The 18,846-nt window shown below is 70.8% G+C and carries 16 protein-coding genes and 1 tRNA gene; 12 read left to right on the top strand and 5 right to left on the bottom strand.

Features of this window, described 5'->3' with window-relative positions; genetic code table 11:
* The 5 genes from D0Y53_RS06655 (at window position 1) to efpL (ending at window position 5,656) form a co-directional block, all read left to right on the top strand.
* The gene (locus D0Y53_RS06655; RefSeq protein ID WP_199492012.1) at window positions 1-912 is read left to right on the top strand and encodes a hydroxymethylglutaryl-CoA lyase; all 912 of its coding nucleotides are present in this window, start codon (window positions 1-3) and stop codon (window positions 910-912) included.
* The gene (locus D0Y53_RS06650; protein ID WP_233511688.1) at window positions 909-3,485 is read left to right on the top strand and encodes a sensor domain-containing protein; all 2,577 of its coding nucleotides are present in this window, start codon (window positions 909-911) and stop codon (window positions 3,483-3,485) included. Before D0Y53_RS06655 ends, D0Y53_RS06650 begins: the two co-directional genes overlap by 4 nt.
* A complete protein-coding gene (locus tag D0Y53_RS06645) occupies window positions 3,482-3,973 on the top strand; it encodes a GNAT family N-acetyltransferase (protein WP_117202427.1) in 492 nt (163 codons plus the stop codon). The genes D0Y53_RS06650 and D0Y53_RS06645 overlap by 4 nt, the downstream gene beginning before the upstream one ends.
* 337 nt (window positions 3,974-4,310) lie before the next feature.
* Window positions 4,311-5,081: an SDR family NAD(P)-dependent oxidoreductase gene (locus D0Y53_RS06640; protein ID WP_117202426.1), complete on the top strand. Its 771-nt coding sequence runs from the start codon at window positions 4,311-4,313 to the stop codon at window positions 5,079-5,081.
* 8 nt (window positions 5,082-5,089) lie between these two features.
* Window positions 5,090-5,656, top strand: coding sequence for an elongation factor P-like protein EfpL (gene efpL, locus D0Y53_RS06635; protein ID WP_117202425.1), 567 nt, complete (start codon window positions 5,090-5,092; stop codon window positions 5,654-5,656).
* A gap of 573 nt (window positions 5,657-6,229) precedes the next feature.
* Here the strand turns inward: efpL and D0Y53_RS06630 are convergent.
* On the bottom strand, window positions 6,230-6,814 hold the full coding sequence (locus D0Y53_RS06630; RefSeq protein ID WP_233511687.1) for an NUDIX hydrolase: 585 nt from the start codon (window positions 6,812-6,814) through the stop codon (window positions 6,230-6,232).
* A 166-nt stretch (window positions 6,815-6,980) separates the two neighbouring features.
* Here D0Y53_RS06630 and D0Y53_RS06625 point away from each other — a divergent pair, with 166 nt between their 5' ends.
* The 6 genes from D0Y53_RS06625 to D0Y53_RS06600 all read left to right on the top strand — a co-directional run bounded on the left by D0Y53_RS06625 (window position 6,981) and on the right by D0Y53_RS06600 (window position 11,872).
* The gene (locus tag D0Y53_RS06625) at window positions 6,981-8,549 is read left to right on the top strand and encodes an amino acid permease (RefSeq protein WP_117202424.1); all 1,569 of its coding nucleotides are present in this window, start codon (window positions 6,981-6,983) and stop codon (window positions 8,547-8,549) included.
* A gap of 101 nt (window positions 8,550-8,650) precedes the next feature.
* Window positions 8,651-9,295 carry a methylthioribulose 1-phosphate dehydratase gene (locus D0Y53_RS06620; protein ID WP_117202423.1) on the top strand — a complete coding sequence of 215 codons (645 nt, stop codon included), beginning with the start codon at window positions 8,651-8,653 and terminating at the stop codon, window positions 9,293-9,295.
* Window positions 9,292-9,852 (top strand): 1,2-dihydroxy-3-keto-5-methylthiopentene dioxygenase, encoded by a 561-nt coding sequence (locus D0Y53_RS06615; RefSeq protein WP_117202537.1) that lies wholly within the window; start codon window positions 9,292-9,294, stop codon window positions 9,850-9,852. Before D0Y53_RS06620 ends, D0Y53_RS06615 begins: the two co-directional genes overlap by 4 nt.
* 16 nt (window positions 9,853-9,868) lie before the next feature.
* Window positions 9,869-10,567, top strand: coding sequence for an acireductone synthase (gene mtnC, locus D0Y53_RS06610; RefSeq protein WP_199492022.1), 699 nt, complete (start codon window positions 9,869-9,871; stop codon window positions 10,565-10,567).
* A gap of 50 nt (window positions 10,568-10,617) precedes the next feature.
* Complete coding sequence (locus D0Y53_RS06605) at window positions 10,618-11,055, top strand: hypothetical protein (protein WP_147319023.1); 438 nt, start codon at window positions 10,618-10,620, stop codon at window positions 11,053-11,055.
* A complete protein-coding gene (locus tag D0Y53_RS06600; RefSeq protein WP_147319022.1) occupies window positions 11,048-11,872 on the top strand; it encodes a hypothetical protein in 825 nt (274 codons plus the stop codon). The genes D0Y53_RS06605 and D0Y53_RS06600 overlap by 8 nt, the downstream gene beginning before the upstream one ends.
* Window positions 11,873-11,948: 76 nt before the next feature.
* On the opposite strand, the gene D0Y53_RS06595 is transcribed toward D0Y53_RS06600, so the two are convergent.
* From D0Y53_RS06595 to hisS, 3 genes are read right to left on the bottom strand one after another with little or no spacing between them, the layout of a single operon-like run.
* Entirely contained in the window at window positions 11,949-13,577 is a 1,629-nt protein-coding gene (locus D0Y53_RS06595; protein WP_117202419.1) for a calcineurin-like phosphoesterase C-terminal domain-containing protein, read from the bottom strand.
* Window positions 13,577-15,364 carry an HAL/PAL/TAL family ammonia-lyase gene (locus D0Y53_RS06590; protein ID WP_117202418.1) on the bottom strand — a complete coding sequence of 596 codons (1,788 nt, stop codon included), beginning with the start codon at window positions 15,362-15,364 and terminating at the stop codon, window positions 13,577-13,579. The genes D0Y53_RS06595 and D0Y53_RS06590 overlap by 1 nt, the downstream gene beginning before the upstream one ends.
* Window positions 15,361-16,713, bottom strand: a complete 1,353-nt coding sequence (hisS, locus tag D0Y53_RS06585) for a histidine--tRNA ligase (RefSeq protein WP_117202417.1) — start codon at window positions 16,711-16,713, stop codon at window positions 15,361-15,363. Before hisS ends, D0Y53_RS06590 begins: the two co-directional genes overlap by 4 nt.
* A 124-nt stretch (window positions 16,714-16,837) precedes the next feature.
* Between hisS and D0Y53_RS06580 the strand changes: the two genes are divergently transcribed.
* Window positions 16,838-16,914: transfer RNA gene (locus D0Y53_RS06580), tRNA-Pro, on the top strand.
* Window positions 16,915-17,493: 579 nt separating this feature from the next.
* Here D0Y53_RS06580 and argH read toward each other — a convergent pair.
* Window positions 17,494-18,780 carry an argininosuccinate lyase gene (gene argH, locus D0Y53_RS06575; protein WP_117202416.1) on the bottom strand — a complete coding sequence of 429 codons (1,287 nt, stop codon included), beginning with the start codon at window positions 18,778-18,780 and terminating at the stop codon, window positions 17,494-17,496.
* Between the last annotated feature and the right edge of the window lie 66 nt (window positions 18,781-18,846).

Here is an 18,846-nt window from a genome sequence, read left to right as displayed (position 1 = left end):
ATGGCCCTGGCGTCGCCGCTGCCGGCGCGGGTGCGGATCGTCGAGGTCGGACCGCGCGACGGCCTGCAGAACGAAAAAACGATCGTCCCCACGGCAGCCAAGATCGAGCTGATCGACCGCCTGTCCGCGACCGGCCTGCAGTGCATCGAGGCGACCAGCTTCGTCAGTCCGAAATGGATCCCGCAACTGGCCGACGCCGCCGAAGTCTACGCCGGCATCACCCGCCTGCCCGGCGTGCGTTATCCGGTACTGGTGCCCAACCTGCAGGGCTATGAACGCGCACGCGCCGCGGGCGTCGAGGAAATCGCGATCTTCACCGCGGCCTCGGAAGCCTTCAACCAGCGCAACATCAACGCCAGCATCGACGAGTCGCTGGCGCGCTTCGCGCCGGTGATGGAGCGCGCGCGCGCCGACGGGGTGCGCGTGCGCGGCTACGTCTCCACCGTGCTCGGCTGCCCCTACCAGGGCGCGGTGCCGTTGGCGGACGTGGTGCGGGTGGCGCGCGCGCTGCACGCGCTGGGCTGCTACGAAGTGTCCCTCGGCGACACCATCGGCATCGGCACTCCCGGCAAGGCGCGGGCGATGCTGCGCGCGGTCGCGGCGGAAGTGCCGATGGCCGCGCTGGCGGTGCATTTCCACGACACCTACGGCCAGGCGCTGTCGAACATCCTCGCCTGCCTGGAGGAAGGCGTGGCGGTGGTCGATTCCTCGGTCTCCGGCACCGGCGGCTGTCCGTACGCGAAAGGCGCCAGCGGCAACGTCGCCAGCGAGGACGTGGTCTACATGCTGCACGGCCTGGGCATCGACACCGGTATCGACCTGGGCCGGCTGGTCGACACCGGACGCTGGCTGGCCGCGGTGCTCGGCCGTGCCAGCGGCAGCAAGGTCACCCGGGCGCTGGCGGCGACGTGAACGCCAACGCGCCCGCGCCGGCCTCCGCGACCCCCGCGCAGCCGGAGATCGCCAAGATCCTGGCCGCGCTGCAACGGGCCGCCGACAACCCCACCCTGCCGCGCGGGCTGCGCTCGCTGCTGCAACAGGCCGCCGCCGCGCTGCGGCTGGAGTCCGCCGCCGGCGCCGCGGAACGCAACCGTTACCGCGCCCTGTTCGACGCGGTCCCGGACCCGGTCAGCGTGATCGCCTGGGACGGCACCGTGCTGGATCTCAACAAGGCCGGCATCGGCGCCTACCGGCGCGCGCCCGCGGAGATCGTCGGCCAGCCGCTGCACGTGCTCAACCCGGATCTGCCGCGCGATTACCTGGGTCCGGTCTGGAGCGCCCTGAGCAGCGGCGGCAGCTACGTGGTGGAAGTCACCAACATGCGCGCCGACGGCACCCGCTTCCCGGTGGAGGTGCACTCGGCCAACTTCGAGTACGACGGCCGGCCCTGCATCGTCGCGGTGGCGCGCGACCTCAGCAGCCGGGTCGAGGCCGAACTGCGCTACCGCGAGCTGATGGAGGTGATCGACAAGGGCATCATCGTGCGCAATGCGCAGGGCCGCATCGTCTACGCCAACGCCGCCGCCACCCGCATGCTCGAGGTCGAGGACGGCCTGAGCCTGGACGAGGAGCTGCGGCCCGGGCGCTGGCGGGTGGTGGACGAGAACGGGCACGAACTGCAGGAGCAGGACCTGCCCGCCTTCCAGGCGCTGCGCAGCGGGCGGGTGGAAGACAGCACCGTGCTCGGCTTCTACAACGAGCGCCGGCGCCAGCTGACCTGGCTGTCGGTGACCTCGGTGCCGCAGTTCGCCCCCGGCGCCGACAAGCCGCACCAGGTGCTGTCGCTGTTCACCGACGTCACCGAGCTCAAGCGCGACAGCGCGCTGTTCGAACGCGTGCAGGCGCTGGCGCACATCGGCGGCTGGCAATGGGACGCCGGCCGCGGCCAGCTCTACCTCAGCGACGAGGGGCAGCGCATCCTCGGCTTCGGCGACGCCGCGGCGACGATGGAACAGCTGCAGGCCACCCTGTCCGAGTCCGACCGCAACCGCCTGCGCGACGCCCTCGAGCGCACCCTGGCCGGCGGCGGCAGCTTCGACCTCGAACTGCACGGCCGGCGCGGCGACGGCCGCCCGTTCTGCGTGCGCGTACTGGGCGAACCCGAGGATGCGCAACCGCTGTCGCGGCACGTCACCGGCACCCTGCAGGACATCACCGAGCGCAAGCAGGCCGAGGAAACCCTGCGGATCCAGGCCCGCAGCGATCCCCTCACCGGGCTGCTGAACCGCGACGCCGCGCTCGGCGAACTGCAGACCCGCCTGGGCGATGCGACCACCACGCGCATCGCCGTGCTGTACATCGACCTGGACCGCTTCAAGGTGGTCAACGACGTGCTCGGCCACGGCGCCGGCGACGATCTGCTGGTCTCCGCGGCGCGGCGCATCATCCATGCCGTCGGCACCGAGGGCCTGATCGCGCGTTTCGGCGGCGACGAGTTCCTGGTGACGTGCAGCATCGACGACGACCCCGGGCGCCCGGAGCGGGTGGCCGAGGCGATCCTGGAGGCCTTCGGCGACAGCTTCCGCTTCGACAACGAGGAATTCACCATCACCGCCAGCATCGGCATCGCCCGCGCGCCCGAGGACGGCGACACCCCGCAGGCGCTGATCCAGAACGCCGACGCCGCGATGTACGACAGCAAGCGCCGCGTCCGCAACGGCTGGCAGGCGTTCACGCCGGCGCTGGCGCTGGCGCAGCAGGAGCGCCTGCGGGTGGAGACGCAACTGCGTCGCGCCGTGGAGAACGGCGAGTTCCACCTGGTCTACCAGCCGCAGGTGGACCTGCACCGCGGCCGCATCGTCGCCGCCGAGGCGCTGATCCGCTGGCACAACCAGCACCTGGGCGAGATGCGCCCGGACCGCTTCATCGGCCACGCCGAAACCACCGGCGACATCGTCCGCATCGGCGGCTGGGTGCTGCGCGAGGCCTGCCGCCAGGCGCGCGCGTGGCGCGACGCGGGCCTGGGCGTGGTCCGGATCGCGGTCAACGTCTCCTACCGCCAGTTCCTCGGCGACGACCTCGCCGACAGCGTGCGCGCGCTGCTGCAGGAGTTCGACCTGCCCGGCGCCGCGCTGGAACTGGAATTCACCGAGCGCGTGCTGATCGAGGACGCGCCCGACACCCTGCGCACCTTCGCCGAGTTGCGCGCGCTGGGGGTGCTGCTGACCATCGACGACTTCGGCGAGGGCTACAGCGCGCTCAACTACCTGCGGCGGCTGCCGATCCACGGCCTCAAGCTGAGCCAGCTGTTCCTGGAAGGCGTGCCGCACAACAAGTCCGACGTCGCCGTCTGCCAGGCGGTGTCCGGGATCGCCCGCAGCCTGGGCCTGGGGCTGGTGGCCGAGGGCGTGGAATCGGAAGCCCAGCGCCAGTTCCTGCTGCAACTCGGGGTGCCGGTCGGTCAGGGCTTCCTGTTCGCGCCCGGGCTGCCGCCGGACGAATTCGCACTGCGGCTGGAGCAGGCCGGCACGGAGGCGACGCCATGACCGGACCGGCCTGGTCGCTGCGCCCGATCGCGCCGGGCGACGATGCGGCGATCGCCGCCATCATCCGCACGGTGATGCCCGAGTTCGGCGCCGGCGGCGAGGGTTTCGCGATCAAGGACCCGGAAGTCGACTGGATGAGCCGCGCCTACGCGGCGCCGCGCAGCGCCTACTTCGTGGTCGAGCGCGACGGCCGCGTGCTCGGCGGCGGCGGGGTCGCGCCGCTGCAGGGTGGCGATGCCGACACCTGCGAGTTGCGCAAGATGTATTTCCTGCCCGAACTGCGCGGCCTCGGCGCCGGCAGCGCGTTGATGGCGCGCTGCCTGCAGGCCGCGCGCGGCTTCGGCTTCCGCCAGTGCTACCTGGAGACCCTGCGCGGCATGGACGCGGCGATGAAGCTGTACGATCGCAGCGGCTTCCGGCGCATCCCCGCGCCGCTGGGCGCCACCGGCCACGGCGGCTGCAACGCCTTCTACCTGCGCGACCTTTGATCCTCGCCCCATCGCTGCGTCCTCGCCCCCGCCGGAATAGCTTCCGCCGCTCCGCCGGCCCCTCATCCGCCTTCGGCACCTTCTCCCCGCATGCGGGGAGAAGGAACCGCCTTGCCCTCGCCCCGCTGGCGGGGAGAGGGACAGCTTCGCGCAGCGAAGCAGGGTGAGGGTGCGGCGGTTGGCAAGGTCGCACTGCAAAAGCGGCGTCCCTCCTCCACCCCGCGGGCAGCCTTCGACAGGCTCAGGGCAGGTGCCTCTCCCCGCAAGCGGGGAGCAGGAGCGGGCGAAGGGCGCGGCATCGCTTAAAATCGCGGCTTTCCGCCCGCAGGACCCCCCCATGCAGCTTTCCGATACCCGTGCCATCGTCACCGGCGGCGTCTCCGGCCTCGGCCTGGCGGTCGCCCGCCACCTGGTCGCCCACGGCGGCAAGGTCGCGCTGTTGGACCTCAACGACGACAAGGGCGCGGCCGCGGTCGCCGAACTGGGCGCCGGCAACGCCCGCTACCTGCGCACCGACGTCAGCGACGAGGCCGCGGTGTCGGCCAACGTCGCCGCGGCGCGCGAGTTCCTCGACGGGCTCAACGTCGCGGTCAACTGCGCCGGCATCCTCGGCGCCGGGCGCGTGCTGGGCAAGGATGGGCCGATGCCGCTGTCGCGCTTCCAGGCCACGGTGATGGTCAACCTGGTCGGCAGCTTCAACGTCGCCAAGACCGCCGCCGCGCTGATGCAGGACAACGCGCCGGGCGCGGACGGCGAACGCGGGGTGATCGTCAACACCGCCTCGGTCGCCGCCTACGAGGGCCAGATCGGCCAGGCCGCGTACTCCGCGTCCAAGGGCGGCGTGGTCGGCATGACCCTGCCGATGGCGCGCGAGCTGGCGCGCTTCGGCATCCGGGTGATGACCATCGCCCCGGGCGTGTTCTGGACGCCGATGGTCGACGGCATGCCCGAATCGGTGCAGCAGTCGCTGGCGGCGACGATCCCGTTCCCCTCGCGCCTGGGCAAGCCGGAGGAGTTCGCCGACCTGGTCGCCTGCATCCTGCGCAACCCCTACCTCAACGGCGAGACCATCCGCCTCGACGGCGCCACCCGCTTGGCCCCCAAATAAGGACATCGATGAAAGCCTACGACATCAAGAAAGGCAACGTGGTCGAGCACAACGGCAGCGTGTACCAGGTGCGCGACATCGAACGCAGCTCGCCGCAGGGCCGCGGCGGCAACGTCAAGTTCCGCTTCACCATGTATTCGGTGCCCGGCGGCAGCAAGTTCGACCTCAGCCTGGGCGCCGAGGACGAGTTGAAGGAAGTCGAGCTCTCGCGCCGCCAGGTCACCTACTCCTACCGCGACGGCGACGCTTTCGTGTTCCTCGACGACGAGGACTACACGCCCTACACCCTGGACGCCGACGTGGTCGGCGAGGCCGCCGGCTACATCGTCGACGATCTGACGGGCTGCTACGTGCAGATCATCGACGAGTTGCCGGTGGCGCTGCAGCTGCCGCAGAGCGTGGCGATCGAGGTGGTGGAGACGCCGCCGGAGCTCAAGGGCGGCACCGCGACCAAGCGCCCGAAGCCGGCGAAGCTGTCGACCGGAATCGAGATCCAGGTGCCCGAATACATCGCCAGCGGCGAGAAGGTATGGGTCAACACCACCACCGGCGAATTTGCCGGCCGGGCGGATTGAGCCGCGGCGAGGAAGGTTCTTCTCCAAATTGCGCAGGTCGGCTCCGGAGGGAGTCGCCGCCCGGCGGACTGGGGGTGCTGCGCCCTCCTGACGACCTCCTGTCTTTAAGTCGGGGCGTTGGGGCTATGCCTGGCCATGACGTCGCGTCATGGCCTGCGCTCGAGAGATCGGCTTCGGACGGAGTCGCCGCCCGGCGGGCTGGGGGTGCTGCGCCCTCCTGACGACCTCCTCTCTTTAAGTCGGGTCGTGGACCATCCATGGTCCACTCTCCGCACCCCCAGCCCGCCGGGCGGCGCCTTCGCGAGATTGGAATTCCTCGCTTCGTGGGCTTTTCTACAAGCGCCGACTCACTGTGCAGAAGCCGGTGGCCCGGCCTGTGCGGGACCGTCGGCGGCATGGATGCCGCCGAGGAGCCTACAGGGATGTATTCACGGCGTGTCCCGCACAGGCCGGGCCGCCGGCTTCCCCCACGGAAGCTGCCGCACTTGAAGTAAGTATTCGCGGTCCGGACGACTTCCCCCACAGGGATTCCGCAATCGGGAGAAGCGCCAGGAAAAAGGGGGGCGACGGGAGTCAAGCGCTCCTGCCTTTCTCCATCCCCTGGCGTTCGAGCCACTTCCTGGCCATGCGCCGGACCGATGCGTCCGCCGCATCGTCGTCTGCCAATGCCGTGATGTCCCGCCACGCCAGCGCGTGCGACTCGGCACTGACCACGAAGGCTTCGTCGGCGCCGGCGCGCACCACGTAGCGCACGTCGTAATGCCAGTGCGCGGGTACGTCGCCGTGCACGGGGATCCGGTGCCGGTCCAGGTCGAAGATGCCGGGTTCGATGCGCAATTCCGGCAGCCCGGACTCCTCTTCGGCTTCCTTCAGCGCCGTGCGCATCAGGTCGCGGTCGCCGTCGGCATGGCCGCCCAGTTGCAGCCACAGGTTCAGCTTGCGGTGGTGGGTCAACAGCACGCGTGCGCCGGTGCCGTCGACCAGCCACGCCGAGGCGGTGAAGTGTCCGGCCAGGCGCGCACGCACGAACGGGTCCACGGGTTCGCGCAGCAGCGCCAGGAAACGATCCACCGTGTCCGCCTCGGCCGGCCAGCGCGCCCGATACGCCCGCAACGCGCGCGCCAGCGGCTCGATGTCGTCGCCTGCCTGTCCGTCCAATGCCTGCCTCGCCCGCTTCCGGATCGTCGCTGGCGGCGATTATCGCCTGCCGCGGTCGCGGGGTGCCGTACGGCGCTTGTGCACCTGCCGGGTGGGCGGTAAGGTCGGCGACTTGCCGCCCACGCACGGATTTCCGTGCCCATTCGCATTGCCTGGGGAGAAAACGATGCTTTTTTGGCGCGTCAAGCCGCTCGACAAGATCCTGGAAACCGCCGGCAAGAAGGCCTTGACCCGGCAACTGGGCGCATTCCAGCTGACCATGCTCGGCATCGGTGCGGTGATCGGCACCGGCATCTTCGTGCTGACCGCCGAAGCCGGGCAGAAGGCCGGCCCGGCGATGATGATCGCCTTCGTCATCGCCGCGGTGGTGTGCGCGCTGGCGGCGCTGGCCTACGCCGAACTGGCCTCGATGGTGCCGGTCTCCGGCTCGGCCTACACCTACACCTACGGCGTGCTCGGCGAGGCCCTGGCCTGGATCGTCGGCTGGGCGCTGGTGCTGGAATACGCGGTCGCCGCCGGTGCGGTGGCGGTCGGCTGGTCCGGCTACATGAACGGGCTGCTGATGCACACCAACCTGTTCGGGCTGGTCGAACCCGGAGCGCTGGCGCTGCCGCGCTGGCTGCAGACCGGCCCTTACGACGGCGGCACCTTCAACGTGCTGGCCTGCCTGATCGCGCTGGTGATCACCTGGCTGCTGGTGATCGGCACATCCAAGTCGGCCAAGGTCAACGCGGTGCTGGTCTCGATCAAGGTCGCGGCGCTGATCGCGTTCATCGCGATCTCGGTCCCGGCGGTGCAGAGCGAGAACTTCGCCCCGTTCTTCCCGACCGGCTGGGGCAGCCCGATGGGCGGCATCGGCGTGCTCGGCGCCGCGGCGTCGATCTTCTTCGCCTACGTCGGCTTCGACGCGGTCTCCACCGCCTCGGAAGAAACCAAGAACCCGAACCGCAACATCCCGATCGGCCTGATCGGTTCGCTGCTGATCTGCACCATCTTCTACCTGCTGGTGGGCTACGGCGCGGTCGGCGCCGCCGGCTCGGCGCCAATGGTCGGCGCCAACGGCCAGTTCCTGCAGCCCGGCACCCCGGAGATGGCCGCCGCCTGCCTCAACCACCCCGAAGCGCTGGTCTGCAGCAAGGAGCCGCTGGCGCACGTGATGCGCATGGTCGGCTTCGGCGGCATCGGCAACCTGATCGGCCTGGCCGCGGCGCTGGCATTGCCGTCGGTGGTGCTGATGATGATCTACGGCCAGACCCGCATCTTCTTCACCATGTCGCGCGACGGTCTGCTGCCCGAGGTGCTGTCGCGGGTGCACCCGAAGTACCACACCCCGCACGTGATCACGGTCATCACCGGCGTGTTCGTGGCCCTGTTCGGCGCGATGTTCCCGGTCGGCATCCTCGCCGACATCTCCAACTCGGGCACCCTGTTCGCCTTCATCATGGTGTCGATCGGGGTGATGATCCTGCGCAAGCAGCAGCCCGACCGCCACCGCCCGTTCCGCACCCCGCTGGTGTGGGTGGTGTGCCCGCTGGCGATCGCCGGCTGCCTGCTGCTGTTCTTCAACCTGTCGCTGTACACGATCAGCCTGTTCTTCGGCTGGGCGATCATCGGCCTGGTCGTCTACCGCTTCTACGGTTACGGCCACAGCGACCTGGGCCGCGGCATCACCGGGCCGGAAGGCGGCGTCAGCCCGCCGGCGGAACCGGCGTTCCACGAAGGCCCGGAAGCCTGACCGCACGCCCTGCGGCCACCGGAACGGCGCGGGCGACGAGCCCGCGCCGTTTCCGTTTCCGGGCGCCTGTCGCGGCCATGCGGCCGCGTTAAACTGCGGCCATGAGCGCTCCCCCGCCCTACGACGCGCAGCAGCTGCGCCACCTCGCCGGCGAAATCATCACCCACGTGCGCGAGCTGGCGGCCGCCGGCTGGACGCCGGCCACCAGCAGCAACTTCTCGCGCCGGCTCGACGCCCACCACGTCGCGATCACCGTGTCCGGCCGCGACAAGGGGCGGCTGACCGAGGACGACATCATGGTCGTGGACCTGGACGGCCAGGCCGTCGGCAGCGACCACCGCCCGTCCGCCGAGACCCTGCTGCACGCGCAGCTGTACCGCCGCTTCCCGGAGGTCGGCTGCGTGCTGCACACGCACTCGCGGGTGCAGACGGTGGCCTCGCGCCTGTACGCGGGCGCCGGCCGGGTGCGGCTGGAAGGCTACGAGCTGCTGAAAGCCTTCGCCGGCAACACCACGCACGAGACCGCGCTCGACCTGCCGGTGCTGCCCAACAGCCAGGACATGCCGACCCTGGCCGCGCAAGTCGACGCGCTGCTCGACCAGCACCGGCTGTGGGGCTACCTGATCGACGGCCACGGCCTGTACGCCTGGGGCCGCGACATGGCGCAGGCGCGCCGCCACCTGGAGGCGTTTGAATTCCTGCTCGGCTGCGAGCTCGACCTGAGGAACCTGGGATGCACCCGATGAACAGCCGCCTGCGGATCTTCGACGAAGCGCATCCGGACCGGCCGTTGCTGGCCACCGGCGACCGCGCCGCGATGGCGCGCGAGCTGGCCGCGATCGGCGTCGCCTACGAGCAATGGCAGGCCGCGCAGCCGGTCGCCCCCGGCGCCTCGCCCGAGGAGGTGCTGGCCGCCTACCGCGCCGACATCGACCGCCTGGTCGCGCAGCGCGGCTTCCGCAGCGTGGACGTGGTCAGCATCGCCCCGGACCACCCGCAGCGCGAGGCGATGCGCGCCAAGTTCCTCGACGAGCATTTCCACAAGGAGGACGAGGTCCGCTTCTTCGTCGCCGGCTCGGGCCTGTTCACCCTGCACGTGGGCGACAAGGTCTACGAGGTCCTGTGCACCCGGGGCGACCTGATCGCGGTGCCGGATTCGACCCGGCACTGGTTCGACATGGGGCCGGAGCCGAGCTTCGTCGCGATCCGCTTCTTCACCGCGCCCGACGGCTGGGTCGGGCACTTCACCGGCACCGATATCGCCGCGCGCTTCCCGCGCTACGAGCCGGGACAGGCGGACTGACATGGCAGCCACCCGCATGCGCCCCGTGATCCTCACCGACATCGAGGGCACCACCAGCTCGATCGCCTTCGTCCGCGACGTGTTGTTCCCGTACGCGCGCCGCGAACTGCCGCGTTTCGTGCGCGAGCGCGGCGGCGACCCCGAGGTGCGCCGCTGGCTCGACCAGGTGGCCATCGAGCACGGCGCCATGTGCAAGGACGAGATGATCGTGGAGACGCTGCAGGGCTGGATCGACCAGGACCGCAAGCACACCGCGCTCAAGGCGCTGCAGGGCCTGCTCTGGCGCGATGGCTACCTGCGCGGCGAACTGCAGGCCGACATGTACCCCGACGCGGTCGCCGGGCTGCGCCGCTGGCACGCCGCCGGCCATCGGCTGGCGGTGTATTCCTCGGGCTCGGCGCCGGCGCAGAAGCTGCTGTTCGGGCATACCGACGCCGGCGACCTGGCGCCATTGTTCGACGCCTTCTTCGACACCGAGGTCGGCAACAAGCGCGACGCCGACAGCTACCGCCTGATCGCCGACCAGCTGCACCGCAGTCCCGGCGACATCGTGTTCCTGTCGGACGTGGTCGAGGAACTCGACGCCGCCTTCGCCGCCGGCCTGCGCACCGTGCTGCTGGACCGCCGCAGCGACTACCCGCAACCGCGCGACGCCGCCGCCTGCCACGGCCATCCGCGGGTGGAGTCCTTCGACGCCGTCGACGCACTGCTGTAGGCGGGCCGCAGGCTGCGATTCGGATCACCCGAGCCAGGAGGCGAAAAAACATGACCGCCATGAAACCCGCCGTGGCAGCTGCTGCCGCATGCATGATGCTCGCCTTCGCGGTGACCTCCACGGCACAGGCCAAAACCGCAGACGATGCGGCAGCAAAAGCGGTATCCAGCGCGGGCGACACCGCTGACCTGCCGATCCGCTCCCACGCGCAGTTGGAGGCATGGCTGCAAATGCATGCCGGCAAGCAGACTCCGCTCGATCGCATGCCTGCAGGTGCACGAATGCGTTTCCTGGCCAGCCTGCGGTTCGGCGAACGCGGCCTGGGTGGATTCGACACGGCCGACCTCAGCGCAACCTTGACTCCCGACGAAATCCGCGCCGTGCTCGCATTGTTCGGGCCGGAAACGGAAGCCTACGCCGCACATATCCCCTCCACTGGGTCGCCTGACGGCCGATACCCCGGCGCCTGCGCTCGGCAGTGTGATTGAGCAACGCTTCAACGAGCTGTATCTACTTGAATTGCGCCTCGGTGATGCAGCGGACCTTGAGCGCGGGAAAGCCCTCGCATCACGCTACCTTGCACTGTTTCCGAATGCACGCGATGCCGACTACCTGCGCGGCACCAGCGATTCCGATCTGAAGCTGCTGTATCGCGCTGCATCCCTGGCGAACTCCGGCAACCCCGGTCCCGTGACGTCAGCAGCGATGGCGGCGACGATCGAGCACATGGCTGCGCGCGGGATCGCCGCTCCAGCCGAGCTGCTGAGTGCCCGCGATGCCCTGCTGGTCGCACGCCAGTTCGACCGTGCGCGTCGTTTCACCGATGCGCACGCAGCCGCACAACTCACGCCGCTACCCGGGATCCTCGGCGCCGATGCCGACTTCGACGGCCAACCGACGCTGTGGCAGATGGATGTGGACGGCGACACCCTCGAGCGCCGGCCCATGGATACCGGGCCCTTGCAGATCGTGGTGCTTGCCGGCTGTCATTTTTCCGCCGATGCCGCGCGCGACATCGTTGCCGACCCGGTCCTCGGACCACTGTTCCGTCAGCACGGGCACTGGCTGTCATTGCCGCCGGGACAGGAAGACCTGCAGGCGGTGCGGGACTGGAACCGTGAACACCCGCAGACGCCCATGGAGATGCTGTACGACCGCTCGGAATGGCCGATATTCACGGACTGGAGAATGCCGACGTTCTACGTGATCCGCGATGGCAGGACGCTCGGCAGCATGGCCGGCTGGTCATCGTCCTCACGGGCGGAATTGACCGCGCTGCTGCGGCGGACCGGGTTGCTGCCGTAGGCACGGTGCAAGCCGAGATTCCGGCCTGCGATCCCGCCCTGACCGGATCGCGCCTCATATCGCTCCGATGGGGGGGTTACGGGGTGGCTGCCTCGAGCCGATAACCGGTGCTCGCGCGTTGTTCGCCGCGCCAGGGATCGAAGTAGCGGACCTCGATGCGATGCTGGCCGAGGGCAAGGTCGGTCGGCAGCGTGCCGCGCCACAGGTGCGGGGACGGGGTGGCTTCCACCGCGCGGTCGTAGCCGCGCAGGGCATCGGCCAGGTCGTCGCGCGCGTTTTCCGCCAGCAGGCGCGGGTCCGGCTGCAGCACCTTGCGCATCGGCTGCCACGCGCCGTCGTCGATGCGGTATTCGATCCGGCTGCGGTCCGTGCCTGCGCCGTCGAGTCCCCGGCTCTCGAATCCCCGGCTTTCGAATCCCATGTACACGTTGGCGTAGACGCCCCAGGCGGGATAGGCGCCGCGGCGCAGGACTTTCGGCGCCCACAGGCCGACCTGCGTGTCGGTCGCGTCGCGCGCGTTGTGCCAGGCCAGCGCGTAGTCGCCGTGGCCGGCGACGGTGAGCACCGCGTAGCCGTTCGGGGTGCCGTCGCTCATCACGCTGTCGGGGATTCCGGCGGCGTCCCCGACCCCGGACCAGTAGCCGCCGCAGGCCGCGCCGAGGTTGTATTCGTGCAGCGGCCGCGCCCCGTGCCAGCCGTCGCCGGCGTCGTGGAACACGTGCTGCTGGTTGTGGGTATGGCCGCTGAGCAGCAGCACGTGCGGAAAGTCGCGCAGCAGCGCGAACAGGCGCGTGCGGTCGGCCGGGCGGAACGTCGGCGGCGCACCGGGTGCGGCGGTGTCGAAGAACGGGATGTGCGCGCCGAGCACCAGCAGGCGGTCCTTGCGCAGCGTCGGCAGGTAGGCCTCGAGGAAGGCGAACTGGTCCTCGCGCAGGCCGCCGACGTAGGCCGGAGACCGGCCGGGCATGGCGATGACATCGTCCAGGCCGATGAAGGTGGCACCCGGCTCTTCCCAGGCGACCGTGTCCGGGCCGTAGCCGGCGTGGAAGGCGCGCAGCGAGGTGACGTCATCGCCGGCATCGGGGTCGACGTCGTGGTTGCCGGCCACGTGCAGCCACGGCACCCCGAGCGCGGCGGTCGCCGCATCCAGCGCCGGATACAGCGCCGGGACGTCGTTGACCAGGTCGCCCAGGGTCAGGCCGAGCGCGGCGCCGGTGCCGCGCAACGGCTCGACGATGTCGCGGCGGTAGTAGTCGACATCGACCAGCGACTTCACCTGCGGGTCGGTGAACAGCAGCACCTGCAGCGGCCCGTGTGGCTTGCGGCGCGGCGACAGCGCGACATCGAAACGCAGATCGGGCAGTGCGACCGGCCCTGGCGCGGCACCGGAGGGCGCCGCCGACCGCAAGTCGAACCAGAACGCGGGCAGCCCGTTCGCGCGCATCCCGAAACGGCGGTCGGCGGGCTTGATCGCGAACACCACATCGTCCGGCCGCGCGGCGATCGCGTAGCCGCCATCGGCGCCGCTGCGGACGATCCGGCGACCATTGGACAGCACCACGCCGGCGATGCCGGCTTCGCCCGGCTCGCGCGTGCCATTGCCGTTGGCATCCTCGAACACGGTGCCGCGGACCTGCGCCTGGGTCGCCGCGGCCGCCGGCGCCAGCAGCGCGAGCGCCAGCAGCAGGCCGGGCCGCAAGCGCATTAGTCCGCCGCCCGCGCCGCCGCCAGCACGCTGCCGCCGGCCAGCATCTGCATCGCCGCGCGCACGTCGCCGTCGAGCGCGCGGTCGCGGTCGAGGAAGGCGATGCGTGTGCGGATCGCCGCGTGCGCCGCCGCCACGGCGCGGCCGGGGTGGAAGCTGCCGGCGTCGCGCAGGTCCGCGCGCAGTGCGTCGACCCCGGCGCGGAAAGCCGCACATGCGGCGTCGTCGCCGGCCGGCCCGCCCTGCACACGCGCCGCGAACGCGTCCGCATCGCCGGCCAGGTCGCGCGCAGCCGCGAGCATGCGCAGGCGCAGCTCCAGCGCCTGCGCCGCGGTGAACAGTTCCAGCGCCAGCACCTTGCCCAGATCGTCGGCCATCGCCAGCACGTGGCGCGCCTCGTTGGCGCCCATCGACACGTGGTCCTCGGCGTTGGCCGAAGTCGGGATCGAATACACCGCGGCCGGCATCGCCCGGCTGGCGAGGTCGTTGACGATCGCCGCGGCGGTGTACTGCACGATCATGAAGCCGGACTCGGTGCCGTCGGCGTTGCCGACCAGGAACGCCGGCAGGCCGTCGTTGGTCGCCGGGTCCACCAGCTTGTTGAGGCGGCGCTCGGCAATCGAGGCCAGCACCGGAATCGCGGCCTTGACGTAGCTCATCGCCAGCGCCAGCGGCATGCCGTGGAAGTGGCCCGCGGAAACCACCGCCTGCCCGTCCCCGGCGTCCGGGAACACCAGCGGGTTGTCGGTGACCGCGTTGAGCTCGATCTCGAGCACGCGCGCGGCCTGCGCCAGCGCGTCGCGCACCGCACCGTGCACCTGCGGCACGCAACGCAGCGAGTAGCTGTCCTGCGGCTGGCGCTTCTTGCCGCCGTGGATGCGCTCGCCGTCCCAGCGCCAGGCCAGGTCGAAGCGTTGCGCGCCCAGCGCGCCGGGCGCGAAGCGCGGCACCAGGTCGTAGTCGATGTCGATCAGGCTCGACCCGGCCAGCAGCGCGCGCAGGCGCGCGGCCACGTGCACCTGGCCCGGATGCGGGCGCAGCGCGTGGACCGGCTCCGCGAACGCGCCGCTGCGGCCGGCGAAGGCCTCCAGGGTCATCGCCGCGGCCAGGTCGGCGGTGTCGGCCAGCGCTTCCAGCTTCGCCAGCGCCAGCACGCCGGTGGCGAGCATCTGCGCGGTACCGTTGTTGAGCGCCAGGCCTTCCTTGATGGTCAGCGTCGCCGGCGCCAGGCCGGCGCGGCGCAGGGCCTCGTCGCCGGGCAGGCGCTCGCCGTCGAAGAACGCCTCGCCGCCGCCCAGCAGCACGATCGCCAGGTGCGACAGCGGCGCCAGGTCGCCGGAGGCGCCCACCGACCCCAGTTGCGGCACCACCGGCACCACGCCGGCGTTGAGCATCGCCGCCAGCGCCTGCAACGTGGACACACGGATGCCCGAGTGCCCACGCAGCAGCGTGTTGATGCGGATGCACAGCATCGCCCGCACCACGTCGGGCGCGAACGGCTCGCCCACGCACACCGCGTGGGTGACGATCAGGTTGCGCTGCAGCTGCTCGCGCAGCGGGCCGTCGGCGGCAAGCAGCTTGTCGGCATTGCTGCCGAAGCCGGTGGAGACGCCGTAGATCGGCTCGCCGCGCGCGACCTGCGCGGCGAGGAAGTCGGCGGCGCGGGCCACGTCGCGCAGCGCCCCGTCGTCGAGTTCGACCGATGCGCCGCGGGCCACCGCGACCAGTTGCGCGCGGGTCAGCGACTTGCCGTCCAGGCGCACGGTTTCCGCCGGGGCGGCGCTCATGCCAGCGCCTCGCGCAGCGCGTCGGCAAGCCCGGTCCGGGGCACCTCGAACTGCTCGCCGCGACGCAGGTCCTTGACCGCGACCACGCCGCGCGCGGCCTCGTCCTCGCCGCGGATCACGGCGAAGCGGATCCCGGCACGGTCGGCGTACTGCAGCTGCTTGGCCAGCTTGCGCGGTTCCAGCTGGGTCTCGACCTTCAACCCGGCCGCGCGCAGCTGCTGCGACAGCGCCAGCGCCTCGGGCAGATCGGCGTCGTCCAGCAGCGCCACCAGCACGTCGACCGAGCTCTCCGCCGCGCCGACGATGCCGGCTTCGCGCAGCTGCCAGAACAGCCGGGTCAGGCCGATCGAGATGCCCACGCCCGGCAGTTTCGACTTGCTGTAATAGCTGGCGAGATTGTCGTAACGGCCGCCGGAGCAGATCGAACCGATTTCCGGATGCGCGTCGAGCAAGGTCTCGTAGACGATGCCGGTGTAGTAGTCCAGGCCGCGCGCGATCGACAGGTTCAGCGCGTAGCGATGCTCCGGCACGCCCAGCGCCTTGAGCTGCGCCAGCACCTGGCGCAACTCGTCGCGGCCCTGCTCGAACAGCGGCGTGCCGGCGCCCAGCGCATCGAGCCTGGCCAGCGCATCGTCATGGCCGGTCGAGCGCACGCGGGCGAACGCCAGCAGCCGCTCCACCACCTCCGCGTCCAGGTCGAAGCCCTCGCCCGCCAGGGTCGCCGCCACCGCGGCCTCGCCGCGCTTGTCGAGCTTGTCCAGCTCGCGCAGCACCAGCAGCTGGCGCTCGCCGTCGATCCCCTGCCCTTCGAAATAGCCGCGCAGCAGCTTGCGATGGTTGAACTGGATGGTGAACTCGCCGATCGCCAGCTTCTCGAACGCGGCGTTGATCACTGCCGGGATCTCGGCGTCGAAGCGGATCGACAGGTGGTCCTTGCCGATCACGTCGATGTCGCACTGGTAGAACTCGCGGAAACGCCCGCGCTGCGCGCGCTCGCCGCGGTACACGCGCTGCATCTGGTAGCGGCGGAACGGGAACGCCAGCTCGTGCTCGTGCTCGGCCACGTAACGCGCCAGCGGCACGGTCAGGTCGAAGCGCAGGGCCAGCTCGGGCAATGCCGCGCCACTTTTCTCCAGGGCCCCGGTCGACTGCACGAAATACACCTGGCGCTCGGTCTCGCCGCCGGACTTGGTCAGCAGCACCTCGGTCAGCTCGAACACCGGCGTCTCCACCGGCAGGAAGCCGTAGGCCTCGAAGGTGCCGCGGATCGCATCGAGCATGCGCTGGAAGGCGATCTGCTCGCGCGGCAACAGCTCCAGGACGCCGGGCGGGGTGCGGGGCTTGATCACGCGGGGGAACTCCGGGCACGGGCTCAGCTGAACAGTGTAGCGGGCGGCCGCCGATTCGCCGATCCGGCCCGCCGGGGCCTTGCCCGCGCCCCGGGCCAGTCCTTACAATGCCGGGCTCACCTGTCGGGGTGTAGCTCAGCCTGGTAGAGCGCTACGTTCGGGACGTAGAAGTCGCAGGTTCAAATCCTGTCTCCCCGACCAAGATCCTGGAACCGGCCCCTGCGGCCGGTTTTTTCATGGCCCTTCTCCCGAATGCGGGAACCCCTGCGAGGGAAGCCGGCGGTGCTGCGTTTGCCGGAGACGCCGCGGATCCATTCCCGAGTGCGGAAGCTTCTGCAGGGGAAGCCGGCGGCCCGGCCTGTGCGGGACACGCCGTGAATACGTCCCTGTAGGCTCCTCGGCGGCATCCATGCCGCCGACGGTCCCGCACAGGCCGGGCCACCGGCTTCTGGCAAGTGAGTCGGCGCTTGAAAAGAGAGCCGCCCGAAGCGACGGACTCCAAGCTTGCGAAGTCGTCGGCCGGCGGGCTGGGGGTGCGGAGAGTGGGCCATGGATGGCCCACGACCCGACTTAAAGACAGGACGTCGTCAGGAGGGCGCAGCACCCCCAGCCCGCCGGGCGGCGACTCCCTCCGAAGCCGATCTCAAGAGGGCCGGCCATAGATGGCATGCCCTCCGACTTGAGACACGATGTCGTCAGGCGGGCGCGGTACTCCCCGGCCCCGTCGAGCAGCGGCCCTCTCCGAAGCCGACCCCCCGGAGCTCTCTTCATCGGATCGGGCTACAGGGCATCCAGGCGATGGCGCAGCACTTCCAGGCGCAGGTCGCCGGCCGCGCCGGGGGAGGTGCGCGCCGCCAGGCTGGCCTGCGGGTCGCCGGCGGCCCAGCGTGCGGGATCGGCGGCCTGGCGGTAGGCGTCGCGGAACGGCACGCCCTGCCGGGCCAGGTCCACGGCCAGGTCGGTCGCGTACAGCGACGGGTCGAGCGCGGCGCGCATCGCCTCGGGCTGCCACTGCATCCGCCGCAGCAGATCCGGCAGCAGCGCCAACGCCTGCAGGCCCTTGCCGAAGCCGTGGAAAAGCGCGCCCTTGGAGAGTTGCAGGTCGCGGTGGTAGCCCGAGGGCAGCGACAGCAGGTGCTCGATCTCGGCCTTGGCGGCGGCGACGCTGGCGTAGGTGCCGCGCAGCAGCTCGACCGCGTCCGGGTTGCGCTTGTTGGGCATGATCGAGCTGCCGGTGACGTATTCCGGCGGCAGCGCGACGAAGCCGAACTCGGCGCTGGTGAACAGGCTCAGGTCCCAGGCCAGCCGACGCAGGTCGAGCATGGCGCTGCCCAGCGCCTCCAGCGCGGCCAGCTCGAACTTGCCGCGCGAGAGTTGCGCGTAGGTGGCGGCGAGCTGCAGCCGGCCGAAGCCGAGCGCGGCGGTGGTGTGGTCGCGCTCCAGCGGCAGATTGACGCCGTAGCCGGCGGCACTGCCCAGCGGGTTGGCGTCGATCCAGGCGCGGGTGTCGCGCGCGCGCAGCGCATCGTCGATGAACGCTTCGGCCCAGCCCGCCCACCACATTCCGGCGCTGGACACGACCGCGCGCTGCAGGTGGGTGTAGCCGGGCAGCGGCAGGTCGGCCTCGGCCTCGGCGCGCGCGAGGGCGACGCCGGCGGCGTCGCGCGCGTGGCGCTGCGCGTCGGCGAGCCGGTCCTTGAGCCACAGGCGCGTGGCCACCAGCACCTGGTCGTTGCGGCTGCGGCCGGCGTGGATGCGCTTGCCGGCATCGCCCAGGCGCTCGGTCAGGCGCGCCTCGATCGCCGAATGGCCGTCCTCGTAACGATCGTCGAGCACGAACGCGCCGCGGCGGAAATCGTCCGCCAACACCTCGAGTTCGCGCTCCAGCCCGGTGAGTTCGTCGGCGGCGAGCAGGCCGATGCGCTGCAGGCCCTGCGCATGCGCGCGGCTGGCGGCGATGTCGTGCAGGAAGAATTCGCGGTCCAGGACCACGTCGTCGCCGGCGAGGAAGGCCTGGATCCGCGCATCGACCGCGATACCGGGTTTTTGCCAGAGCAGGTCGGACATGGGCTGGGTTCCTGTGGCTGCGATTTGGAGGGGCTGCGCGCTGCGTGCTTTTCGTAGGGGTGCGTC

This window comes from Cognatiluteimonas weifangensis, from assembly GCF_003416885.1.
GTDB classification, from domain to species: domain Bacteria; phylum Pseudomonadota; class Gammaproteobacteria; order Xanthomonadales; family Xanthomonadaceae; genus Cognatiluteimonas; species Cognatiluteimonas weifangensis.
The sequence above is the reverse complement of the archived record's forward strand: the minus strand, read 5'-3'. Positions and strand labels throughout refer to the sequence as shown.

What these genes read in the sequence shown, in the direction of transcription:
- mtnC (WP_199492022.1), top strand. Translation starts at nt 9,869, where the DNA reads ATGCGCCCCGTGATCCTCACCGACATCGAGGGCACCACCAGCTCGATC.
- D0Y53_RS06625 (WP_117202424.1), top strand. Translation starts at nt 6,981, where the DNA reads ATGCTTTTTTGGCGCGTCAAGCCGCTCGACAAGATCCTGGAAACCGCC.
- D0Y53_RS06595 (WP_117202419.1), bottom strand. Translation starts at nt 13,577, where the DNA reads ATGCGCTTGCGGCCCGGCCTGCTGCTGGCGCTCGCGCTGCTGGCGCCG.
- D0Y53_RS06605 (WP_147319023.1), top strand. Translation starts at nt 10,618, where the DNA reads ATGACCGCCATGAAACCCGCCGTGGCAGCTGCTGCCGCATGCATGATG.
- D0Y53_RS06620 (WP_117202423.1), top strand. Translation starts at nt 8,651, where the DNA reads ATGAGCGCTCCCCCGCCCTACGACGCGCAGCAGCTGCGCCACCTCGCC.
- D0Y53_RS06640 (WP_117202426.1), top strand. Translation starts at nt 4,311, where the DNA reads ATGCAGCTTTCCGATACCCGTGCCATCGTCACCGGCGGCGTCTCCGGC.
- efpL (WP_117202425.1), top strand. Translation starts at nt 5,090, where the DNA reads ATGAAAGCCTACGACATCAAGAAAGGCAACGTGGTCGAGCACAACGGC.
- D0Y53_RS06655 (WP_199492012.1), top strand. Translation starts at nt 1, where the DNA reads ATGGCCCTGGCGTCGCCGCTGCCGGCGCGGGTGCGGATCGTCGAGGTC.
- argH (WP_117202416.1), bottom strand. Translation starts at nt 18,780, where the DNA reads ATGTCCGACCTGCTCTGGCAAAAACCCGGTATCGCGGTCGATGCGCGG.
- D0Y53_RS06615 (WP_117202537.1), top strand. Translation starts at nt 9,292, where the DNA reads ATGAACAGCCGCCTGCGGATCTTCGACGAAGCGCATCCGGACCGGCCG.
- D0Y53_RS06590 (WP_117202418.1), bottom strand. Translation starts at nt 15,364, where the DNA reads ATGAGCGCCGCCCCGGCGGAAACCGTGCGCCTGGACGGCAAGTCGCTG.
- D0Y53_RS06645 (WP_117202427.1), top strand. Translation starts at nt 3,482, where the DNA reads ATGACCGGACCGGCCTGGTCGCTGCGCCCGATCGCGCCGGGCGACGAT.